The sequence below is a fragment of the Aliivibrio friggae genome (assembly GCF_057368515.1).
Genome location: NZ_CM170648.1, coordinates 2,752,014 through 2,763,157, shown reverse-complemented (window position 1 = coordinate 2,763,157; position 11,144 = coordinate 2,752,014). Strand labels below are relative to the sequence as shown.

Genomic DNA, 11,144 nt, shown 5'->3' with positions numbered 1-11,144 from the left:
CCAGCTTTCCAGATTATTATTTATCTCTTATTGAGGTAGATAGAAAGAATTTGCTTGGCGACCATAGCGTTATGGACCCACCTGATCCCATGCCGAACTCAGAAGTGAAACGTAATAGCGCCGATGGTAGTGTGGGGTTTCCCCATGTGAGAGTAGGACATCGCCAGGCTTGAATTTGAATAAGTGCCCGTTCAATAGAACGGGCTTTTATTTCGCTCCCAGTTTGTCACTGTGAGCCAAGTCAACATAACGTTTTTAAGTCTTTCATAAATAAATGAAAAAGTTGAAAATATTATCTTGACTTTCAAATCAGAAAGCGTATTATACGCAGCCTGAAGCGACGAAGCGGTAACGCTAAGTGGTTGAAAGACAAGCTCTTTAACAATTTAACCAAATCAATCTGTGTGGGCACTTGTTAGTTGATAATCACTAGTTTGCTTTTACTTTTCGAAGTGAATTCAAACAAAAATAATCAATGAACTGAGTGACTACACAAAATTACTTTTATGTAACAATCAGTATTAATCATTGAGCCGGTTTTGTTTCTGCTGAAACAAACCAAAAAACTTTAATTGAAGAGTTTGATCATGGCTCAGATTGAACGCTGGCGGCAGGCCTAACACATGCAAGTCGAGCGGTAACAGAAATTAGCTTGCTAATTTGCTGACGAGCGGCGGACGGGTGAGTAATGCCTGGGAATATGCCTTGATGTGGGGGATAACTATTGGAAACGATAGCTAATACCGCATAATGTCTTCGGACCAAAGAGGGGGATCTTCGGACCTCTCGCGTCAAGATTAGCCCAGGTGAGATTAGCTAGTTGGTGGGGTAAGAGCTCACCAAGGCAACGATCTCTAGCTGGTCTGAGAGGATGATCAGCCACACTGGAACTGAGACACGGTCCAGACTCCTACGGGAGGCAGCAGTGGGGAATATTGCACAATGGGCGAAAGCCTGATGCAGCCATGCCGCGTGTATGAAGAAGGCCTTCGGGTTGTAAAGTACTTTCAGTCGTGAGGAAGGGTGTGTAGTTAATAGCTGCACATCTTGACGTTAGCGACAGAAGAAGCACCGGCTAACTCCGTGCCAGCAGCCGCGGTAATACGGAGGGTGCGAGCGTTAATCGGAATTACTGGGCGTAAAGCGCATGCAGGTGGTTCATTAAGTCAGATGTGAAAGCCCGGGGCTCAACCTCGGAACCGCATTTGAAACTGGTGAACTAGAGTGCTGTAGAGGGGGGTAGAATTTCAGGTGTAGCGGTGAAATGCGTAGAGATCTGAAGGAATACCAGTGGCGAAGGCGGCCCCCTGGACAGACACTGACACTCAGATGCGAAAGCGTGGGGAGCAAACAGGATTAGATACCCTGGTAGTCCACGCCGTAAACGATGTCTACTTGGAGGTTGTGGCCTTGAGCCGTGGCTTTCGGAGCTAACGCGTTAAGTAGACCGCCTGGGGAGTACGGTCGCAAGATTAAAACTCAAATGAATTGACGGGGGCCCGCACAAGCGGTGGAGCATGTGGTTTAATTCGATGCAACGCGAAGAACCTTACCTACTCTTGACATCTACAGAATTCGCTAGAGATAGCTTAGTGCCTTCGGGAACTGTAAGACAGGTGCTGCATGGCTGTCGTCAGCTCGTGTTGTGAAATGTTGGGTTAAGTCCCGCAACGAGCGCAACCCTTATCCTTGTTTGCCAGCACGTAATGGTGGGAACTCCAGGGAGACTGCCGGTGATAAACCGGAGGAAGGTGGGGACGACGTCAAGTCATCATGGCCCTTACGAGTAGGGCTACACACGTGCTACAATGGCGCATACAGAGGGCTGCAAGCTAGCGATAGTGAGCGAATCCCAAAAAGTGCGTCGTAGTCCGGATCGGAGTCTGCAACTCGACTCCGTGAAGTCGGAATCGCTAGTAATCGTGAATCAGAATGTCACGGTGAATACGTTCCCGGGCCTTGTACACACCGCCCGTCACACCATGGGAGTGGGCTGCAAAAGAAGTGGGTAGTTTAACCTTCGGGAGGACGCTCACCACTTTGTGGTTCATGACTGGGGTGAAGTCGTAACAAGGTAGCCCTAGGGGAACCTGGGGCTGGATCACCTCCTTAAACGATAGATTACGATTTATGAGTGTTCACACAGATTGATTAGGTTAAAAAATAAAAGAGACATAATGTTGGGTCTGTAGCTCAGTTGGTTAGAGCGCACCCCTGATAAGGGTGAGGTCGGTGGTTCAAATCCACTCAGACCCACCAATACTTTTCCAGTAAGTATTGGTGATGACATTATATTTTGGGGCTATAGCTCAGCTGGGAGAGCGCCTGCCTTGCACGCAGGAGGTCTGCGGTTCGATCCCGCATAGCTCCACCATCTTTAAGTATTCTCCTTGAGAGTCTTTAAAAATGGTTTCGAAAGAAACATTGCTCTTTAACAATTTGGAAAGCTGACTGATTTAACTGACTTACGAGTTAGATAAATCAAAATTTAAAAGTTCTTAATATCTTTTGTTTATCTTTTAGATAAACAAATTAAAAACACATTCAAGTGTTCTTGTATTTTGAATCCGGCGAAAAACCAGAACTCGCAATGACGAGTTCAACCTTGGTTGTTTATGCCATACGAAACCTCTTGGGGTTGTATGGTTAAGTGACTAAGCGTACACGGTGGATGCCTTGGCAGTCAGAGGCGATGAAAGACGTATTAACTTGCGATAAGCGTAGATTAGGTAGTAAAAACCATTTGAGTCTACGATTTCTGAATGGGGAAACCCACTAGCATAAGCTAGTATCGCTGCGTGAATACATAGCGCAGCGAAGCAAACCGGGAGAACTGAAACATCTAAGTACCCCGAGGAAGAGAAATCAACCGAGATCCCGAAAGTAGCGGCGAGCGAAATTGGGTTAGCCCTTAAGCTTTTAATGAGACAGGTGAAGGCTCTGGAAAGTGCCGCGATACAAGGTGATAGCCCTGTAACCGACATCTCATCATCAGTGAAAACGAGTAAGGCGGGACACGTGATATCCTGTCTGAATATGGGGGGACCATCCTCCAAGGCTAAATACTACTGACTGACCGATAGTGAACCAGTACCGTGAGGGAAAGGCGAAAAGAACCCCTGTGAGGGGAGTGAAATAGAACCTGAAACCGTGTACGTACAAGCAGTAGGAGCATACTTGTTATGTGACTGCGTACCTTTTGTATAATGGGTCAGCGACTTATATTCAGTGGCAAGGTTAACCGTTTAGGGGAGCCGTAGGGAAACCGAGTCTTAACTGGGCGTTCAGTCTCTGGATATAGACCCGAAACCAAGTGATCTAGCCATGGGCAGGTTGAAGGTTGAGTAACATCAACTGGAGGACCGAACCGACTAATGTTGAAAAATTAGCGGATGACTTGTGGCTAGGGGTGAAAGGCCAATCAAACTTGGAGATAGCTGGTTCTCCCCGAAATCTATTTAGGTAGAGCCTCGGACGAATACTACTGGGGGTAGAGCACTGTTAAGGCTAGGGGGTCATCCCGACTTACCAACCCTTTGCAAACTCCGAATACCAGTAAGTACTATCCGGGAGACACACGGCGGGTGCTAACGTCCGTCGTGGAGAGGGAAACAACCCAGACCGCCAGCTAAGGTCCCAAAGTTATAGCTAAGTGGGAAACGATGTGGGAAGGCTCAGACAGCCAGGATGTTGGCTTAGAAGCAGCCATCATTTAAAGAAAGCGTAATAGCTCACTGGTCGAGTCGGCCTGCGCGGAAGATGTAACGGGGCTAAGCTATACACCGAAGCTGCGGCAGTGCAATTTATTGTGCTGGGTAGGGGAGCGTTCTGTAAGCCGTTGAAGGTGGTCTGTAAGGGCTGCTGGAGGTATCAGAAGTGCGAATGCTGACATGAGTAACGATAAAGGGGGTGAAAAACCCCCTCGCCGGAAGACCAAGGGTTCCTGTCCAACGTTAATCGGGGCAGGGTAAGTCGACCCCTAAGGCGAGGCTGAAAAGCGTAGTCGATGGGAAACGGGTTAATATTCCCGTACTTCTTATAATTGCGATGGGGGGACGGAGAAGGCTAGGTAGGCTTGGCGACGGTCGTCCAAGTTCAAGTGCGTAGGCTAAGAGTTTAGGTAAATCCGGACTCTTGTTAGGCTGAGACACGATGTCGAGCACCTACGGGTGTGAAGCTATTGATGCCATACTTCCAGGAAAAGCCTCTAAGCTTCAGATTATAAGGAATCGTACCCCAAACCGACACAGGTGGTCGAGTAGAGAATACTAAGGCGCTTGAGAGAACTCGGGTGAAGGAACTAGGCAAAATGGTACCGTAACTTCGGGAGAAGGTACGCTCCTAGCGGTGATGAGACTTGCTCTCTAAGCTGCCGGGAGTCGCAGATACCAGGTGGCTGCAACTGTTTATTAAAAACATAGCACTGTGCTAAATCGTAAGATGACGTATACGGTGTGACGCCTGCCCGGTGCTTGAAGGTTAATTGATGGGGTTAGACTTCGGTCGAAGCTCTTGATCGAAGCCCAAGTAAACGGCGGCCGTAACTATAACGGTCCTAAGGTAGCGAAATTCCTTGTCGGGTAAGTTCCGACCTGCACGAATGGCGTAATGATGGCCACGCTGTCTCCACCCGAGACTCAGTGAAATTGAAATCGCTGTGAAGATGCAGTGTACCCGCGGCTAGACGGAAAGACCCCGTGAACCTTTACTACAGCTTGGCACTGAACATTGACCCTACATGTGTAGGATAGGTGGGAGCCTTTGAAACCAGTACGCTAGTATTGGTGGAGGCAATCTTGAAATACCACCCTTGTATGCTTGATGTTCTAACGTTGGTCCCTTATCGGGATTGCGGACAGTGCCTGGTGGGTAGTTTGACTGGGGCGGTCTCCTCCCAAAGAGTAACGGAGGAGCACGAAGGTGGGCTAAACACGGTTGGACATCGTGTGGTTAGTGCAATGGCATAAGCCCGCTTGACTGCGAGAATGACAATTCGAGCAGGTGCGAAAGCAGGTCATAGTGATCCGGTGGTTCTGAATGGAAGGGCCATCGCTCAACGGATAAAAGGTACTCCGGGGATAACAGGCTGATACCGCCCAAGAGTTCATATCGACGGCGGTGTTTGGCACCTCGATGTCGGCTCATCACATCCTGGGGCTGAAGTCGGTCCCAAGGGTATGGCTGTTCGCCATTTAAAGTGGTACGCGAGCTGGGTTTAGAACGTCGTGAGACAGTTCGGTCCCTATCTGCCGTGGGCGTTGGATGATTGAAAGGGGCTGCTCCTAGTACGAGAGGACCGGAGTGGACGAACCTCTGGTGTTCGGGTTGTTACGCCAGTAGCATTGCCCGGTAGCTAAGTTCGGGATCGATAAACGCTGAAAGCATCTAAGCGTGAAGCGAGCCTTGAGATGAGTCATCCCTGATACTTTAAGTATCCTAAAGGGTTGTTGAAGACTACGACGTTGATAGGCAGGGTGTGTAAGTGCTGCGAGGCATTGAGCTAACCTGTACTAATTGCCCGTGAGGCTTAACCATACAACACCCAAGGGGTTTTGAACGGATTTGAAATTGCAAGAACGATATTGAATGTGATTAAGAACGCATACACAGCTTTCCAGATTATTATTTATCTCTTATTGAGATAGATAGAAAGAATTTGCTTGGCGACCATAGCGTTATGGACCCACCTGATCCCATGCCGAACTCAGAAGTGAAACGTAATAGCGCCGATGGTAGTGTGGGGTTTCCCCATGTGAGAGTAGGACATCGCCAGGCTCCTATTTATTTTTACTTTTTAATAAAAAGTAAAATCAAAAATAGCATTATGCTGAATAGACACTGCGGAGTGGTAGTTCAGTTGGTTAGAATACCGGCCTGTCACGCCGGGGGTCGCGGGTTCGAGTCCCGTCCACTCCGCCACTATTTTAAAAAGCCCTAATCGAAAGATTAGGGCTTTTTTACGTCTGTCTAAAAGTAAAATGACTCAGGATAGATACAGCGAAGCGGTAGCTCAGTTGGTTAGGCTGTCTATGGAGAGCTTAGTGAGCGGTTATAGAGGGCTGTTCTTCCATCTCTATCGTTAAGCAAACCTTTAGTATCGATTGCGTTAGATAAGGTGGATATTCAGTGAAGAGGCGAAGACAGTAAATAGCATGAGTTCTTTCAAACTCACGCTAGGCATCAAATTAATTATAAGATTTGATTTAAAATATGATCAGCTTTGATTCGTTTGATTCGTTTTATCAAACGTTTAACTTCTAGCGGATAACTATCTAATTTATCAACTTGCTTATAAGTAGCTATAAGCTGAGTATGTTTTAAGATAACTTCAAGTTCGGCTTGTTTCTCACCTAGTAATAGCTGTTCAGGATCTTGAAGAAGCAAGCCATTTTCTAGATCTAACTTCCAAGCTCTTGGATTTAAATTACTACCAGTAATCAACGTGAATTCGTTATCAACCCAGACACCTTTTAAATGGAAACTATTATTTTCATGCTTCCAAAGGCGAAGAGATAATTGTCTATTTGCTATGTAGGTTTCATTCGCTTTAGCAAAATTTCGAAGGTTGATCTCATATAAATACGGTAAACCAGCAATGGTTTTAAACTCTTCTTCTGGAGCTATGTAGAAGTCATTAGCTGTTTTATCACCAACAATAACGGTTACCTTCACACCTCTGCGTAAGGCTTTCTTAAGTTCTTTAGCAATAGGTTTAGGGAAATTAAAATATGGAGTACAAATTGTTATTTCTGATACAGCAGAAGCCAATAGAAGCAGAATATGACTGTTAAGCTTATTGCCTTTTCTACCCAGACCAATAAGTGGGGTTATACCTATTTCTCCTGACTTTCGCATTTGAGGAGTAAATTGGTAATTAACTACACTTAGTTGTTTGCGAAGTTCTTTGATCGCAGGTTTTAATGATTTGGTATTTGGTCTATTTTGTTGAGATAAACAATTTACAGCAGGGCTCGCTATTAATGTTTTTTTAATTAACGACACCATAGAGTTTGCTAGAAATTGATTATTCAATAAATGGTATCTATCGCAGCGGTATTTCTCTTTATGAGCCAAATAGACATCATTTAAGCTAGCTCCGCTATACACTACAGTATCATCAAAAATAAAACCTTTAAGGTGTAGCACCCCAAACACTTCTTTATTACGGACTGGAACACCTAAAACATTAATTGAGTGTTTGTATTTTTCTGAAAACTCTCTATAAAGAGCCGCGTTACCATCGCTAGATTCAGCACCAATAAGCCCACGTTGAGCTCTATGCCAATCAACTAAGACATTTATATCAAGTGTCGGCTGCTTCTGTTTTGCTTCGTATAATGCGGTAAATATTTCGCGACCAGCATCATCATTTTCTAAATAAAGCGCAACAATATAGATCCGTTGTTTCGCATTCTCAATTTGCTTTAATAGCTCATAGCGAAAATCTTCTGCAGTATGAAGAGTCTTTAAACTCTCAGGATTTTGAGACAACATTGGAAGCATAGATAGCTGTTCTTTACTTTCTAGAGGTTTTGTATTCATAACAAGTCATTAAATTATCAATATAAGATCAATCATTTTAGCAAAATAAAGTGATATTGCCGAGAGTAATATCAAAGAGTCAGCCTTGATATACTAAAATGTCTAAGAGTTTTCCATCTTTTGTATAACGTTCATATTTGTTTTTTACAATATGTGGAACTTCAGAACTGTTAGCGTAGTTAAATTTATTTTTAATGTAAAATGGAGTTAGGCTAGGTTCACATAGGCAGTAAGCTGCATCTAAAGTTAAGAATTGAGGCAAGTTTTTTAATAATATGCTGCCATAATTTTGTTGTCTTTTTTCATTTATTATCATCATTCCAGTCAAGAAATGACAGTCGTCATAAGTTTTTATTCGGATTGAGCCGATTATTTTTTTATCCTCTTCTAGAATGACTATGTCTTCTTTCCCTTTTGGTTTTCCTGAGGGGTAGTTATCTTTATATAGCTTATGTAGAAGGGGGAGTCGTAATTTCTCTAGGTAAGACACAGTAAGATTCATGGGGTTTTCTATATAGTTTTTTAATATTAAGTTAGAATGTACTTAATTTAGTCTTTTAAATATAGTCGATATGAAAATTTTACCTACAAAAATGTTAAAGCCATATAACAGTTTTTCGATAGATGAAAATGCTGAACTGATCATAGAAGCTGAAACGACTCAAGATTTAATTGATATTTGGTCATCAGAAAAGTATTCAAAATCAGTAAAGCTTCCTTTAGGTCGAGGGAGTAATACTCTCTTTTGTGGTCCATTTGAAGGGATTGTTGTTCTTAATCGTCTTTTAGGAAAAGAAGTTGAAGAAAAGGGTAATGATTATTTAATTACGGTTGCAAGTGGTGAAGATTGGCCTAGCTTTGTTGAATGGTGTGTAGATCATGATTACTACGGCATCGAAAACTTGGCAATGATTCCTGGTTGTGTCGGTTCATCACCGATTCAAAATATTGGAGCTTATGGATTAGAGTTAAAAGATATTTGTGAATCTGTCGAATATTTAGATCTTAATACACTAACAATTAAAAAACTTGAGCATTCTGAATGTCGATTTGGTTATCGAGATTCAATTTTCAAACAAGAGCTTAAAGATCAGGTCATAATCACAGCTGTAACATTACGTTTGTCTAAAATATGGCAGCCCCTTCTATCGTATGGCCCACTCTCTCAATTTAATGCTACGAGTAATACAGCAAAAGATATTTTTTTGAAAGTTTGTGATATTAGGTCTAATAAGTTGCCGGATCCTAGATTATTAGGTAATGCAGGAAGCTTTTTTAAAAATCCTATCATTTCAAATGATCATTATTGTCTTTTGAAGGAGAAATACCCGGAACTTCCTGCGTATGAGTTTGGGGAGAATAAAAAGATTGCGGCAGGTTGGCTTATCGATAATGCTGGATTAAAAGGATTTCAAATTAATGATGCATCGGTTCATAAAGATCAGGCTCTTGTTCTTGTTAATAATGGTAATGCGACCTCAAGCGATATATTAAGTTTAGCGAATCATATTAAAACGAAAGTATACGATCTGTATCAAATTGACTTGGAGCATGAAGTTAGATTCTATTCCGGTTCAAAAGAAACATCTTTAACGGAGTTATTTTAAGTGAAAGAACACGTAAAGAAACTTGCGATACTTCGTCAACTTAGTGATGGACGCTTTCATTCAGGTGAAGACCTAGGTGTGAGTCTTAATGTTTCACGATCTGCAATCAGCAAGCATATTTCTGCTCTGCAAGAGTGGGGACTAGTCATATATAAAATCAAAGGTAAGGGTTATTCGTTATCTGAGCCCCTCGAACTGTTATCCCCTGATAAGGTAGGCTATGAAAAATTGCCTATTCCTATTTTATTAGGTGTTACTGACTCTACTAACCAGTATTTACTCGACGAAATGAAGACGTTGAAATCGGGACAATCTTGTTTTGCTGAATATCAGACATCAGGAAGAGGGCGCCGCGGTCGTACTTGGGTTTCGCCATTCGGAAGTAATATCTATTTTTCTTTATATTGGAAGCTTGAAAGCGGATTAGCCGGCGCAATGGGTTTGAGCCTTGCTATCGGGATTGCTGTTGTTAATGCGTTAGAATCACTTGGCTGCCAAGATTTAAAACTTAAATGGCCTAATGATATTTACTGGAATGGGAAAAAATTAGCGGGAGTACTTATTGAGTTATCGGCTCAGTCAGGCGGTGCCGCCCATGTTGTTATTGGTGTTGGTATAAACGTAGATCTTGATGATCGTTTTAATGCTGAGATAGATCAACCATGGACTGATTTGAAAGAGGTCCTTAATAAAGAAAACCAACGAAATAAGCTTGCAAATACTTTATTAAAGTCAATGCATCAAACTATGGAGGAGTTTCAAATATCTGGGCTACGTCCATTTATTGAAAGATGGAAGACGTTGGATAATTTTATGGATAAAACAATTACTTTACAAACCGGCAGTAATGGAGTGACGGGTATTTGCAAAGGGATTGATGAACAAGGCGCAATATTAGTTGAAATTAATGGAGAGATACTATCCTTCATTGGTGGTGAGATATCGATTAAGAAAGAGTAACTATTTTTTTATTGAGACCTGATTGATTGAATGGTTTTTAGTTTTTGATAATATCAAACTAGCACGCATTTTTGTTGGTAGTATATTTTCTCTTAAATTCAAACCATTAATAGTATCCCAAATATGCTCTGCTTTTTCTTTTGATTTATCAATAGACAGTTCAGTATAGTGCGAGAAATAAGCTCCTTTTTGTCTAAAGGCACTGGTTCTTAGTTTTAAAAAACGCTCGGTATACCAAAGTTTTAACTGTTCTTGGGTAGCATCAACATAAATAGAAAAGTCTAAAAAATCAGAAACGAATTGGTTATGCTGCTGCCCTGGATAGTCATAATTATTTTGTAAAACATTTAATCCTTCAATAATTAAAATGTCGGGATTTGAAATAATTTTTTTCTCATCAGTAATATCATAAGTTAAATGCGAATAAATGGGAGCTTCAACAGAACGTTTTCCCATTTTAACGTCAGCGACAAATGAAACGAGAGATTTCATATCATATGATTCAGGAAACCCTTTCTTGTGCATGATCCCCTTATCAATCAGTACCTGATTTGGATATAAAAAGCCGTCAGTGGTCACTAATTGTGTGCTTAAATTTGGTATTAATTGACGTAATAACGTTTGAATGATTCTCGCGGTTGTACTCTTCCCAACAGCAACACTACCAGCGATTCCGATAATGAATGGTGAGTTGATGGTATTGTTTAATAAGAAATTTTCTAAAATGATGTTTTTTTCTTTATGGCTTTCTATGTGAAGTTGAAGTAATCGAATTAATGGTAAGTAAATTTCTTCCACTTCCATAATATTGATATTCTCATTTATCCCACGCAGGCTAGTTAATTCTTGTTCGCTTAATGTCAAAGGAGTTGAATTGCGTAATTCAGCCCATTCTTTACGAGAAAAAGTTAAGTAAGTGCTCACATTGTTTACCAGAGGGATTTAATGAAGGGCAAACAATACAATAAGGAAGTATAAGAAAAAAGAGTAGTTGCTCTTTTTCAGTCATAGAACTGATTAGAATTCGCTAAATTG

The 11,144-nt window shown here is 42.0% G+C and carries 5 protein-coding genes, 3 tRNA genes and 4 rRNA genes; 9 read left to right on the top strand and 3 right to left on the bottom strand.

Annotated elements, in window-relative coordinates:
- Positions 1-53: 53 nt before the first annotated feature.
- The 7 genes from rrf (AC2INI_RS12795) (at position 54) to AC2INI_RS12765 (ending at position 5,919) form a co-directional block, all read left to right on the top strand.
- Positions 54-169 (top strand): 5S ribosomal RNA (rrf, locus tag AC2INI_RS12795).
- Positions 170-569: 400 nt separating this feature from the next.
- Positions 570-2,112, top strand: a 16S ribosomal RNA gene (locus AC2INI_RS12790).
- 70 nt (positions 2,113-2,182) lie between these two features.
- Positions 2,183-2,259 (top strand) — tRNA-Ile (locus AC2INI_RS12785).
- Between the two features lie 39 nt (positions 2,260-2,298).
- Positions 2,299-2,374: transfer RNA gene (locus AC2INI_RS12780), tRNA-Ala, on the top strand.
- Between the two features lie 270 nt (positions 2,375-2,644).
- A 23S ribosomal RNA gene (locus tag AC2INI_RS12775) occupies positions 2,645-5,535 on the top strand.
- A 124-nt stretch (positions 5,536-5,659) separates the two neighbouring features.
- A 5S ribosomal RNA gene (gene rrf, locus AC2INI_RS12770) occupies positions 5,660-5,775 on the top strand.
- The 16S, 23S and 5S rRNA genes sit together here with 3 tRNA genes alongside, the layout of an rRNA operon.
- Before the next feature lie 67 nt (positions 5,776-5,842).
- Positions 5,843-5,919 (top strand) — tRNA-Asp (locus tag AC2INI_RS12765).
- Positions 5,920-6,189: 270 nt separating this feature from the next.
- Here AC2INI_RS12765 and pssA read toward each other — a convergent pair.
- A complete protein-coding gene (gene pssA / locus AC2INI_RS12760; protein ID WP_486304971.1) occupies positions 6,190-7,542 on the bottom strand; it encodes a CDP-diacylglycerol--serine O-phosphatidyltransferase in 1,353 nt (450 codons plus the stop codon).
- Between the two features lie 79 nt (positions 7,543-7,621).
- Positions 7,622-8,044 (bottom strand): GNAT family N-acetyltransferase, encoded by a 423-nt coding sequence (locus AC2INI_RS12755; RefSeq protein ID WP_122033846.1) that lies wholly within the window; start codon positions 8,042-8,044, stop codon positions 7,622-7,624.
- Between the two features lie 70 nt (positions 8,045-8,114).
- Here AC2INI_RS12755 and murB point away from each other — a divergent pair, with 70 nt between their 5' ends.
- Positions 8,115-9,149 (top strand): UDP-N-acetylmuramate dehydrogenase, encoded by a 1,035-nt coding sequence (murB, locus tag AC2INI_RS12750; protein ID WP_486304970.1) that lies wholly within the window; start codon positions 8,115-8,117, stop codon positions 9,147-9,149.
- Positions 9,150-10,109, top strand: a complete 960-nt coding sequence (gene birA, locus AC2INI_RS12745) for a bifunctional biotin--[acetyl-CoA-carboxylase] ligase/biotin operon repressor BirA (protein WP_122033844.1) — start codon at positions 9,150-9,152, stop codon at positions 10,107-10,109.
- Here birA and coaA read toward each other — a convergent pair whose 3' ends face one another.
- Positions 10,110-11,033, bottom strand: coding sequence for a type I pantothenate kinase (gene coaA, locus AC2INI_RS12740; RefSeq protein ID WP_122033843.1), 924 nt, complete (start codon positions 11,031-11,033; stop codon positions 10,110-10,112).
- Positions 11,034-11,144: the final 111 nt, after the last annotated feature.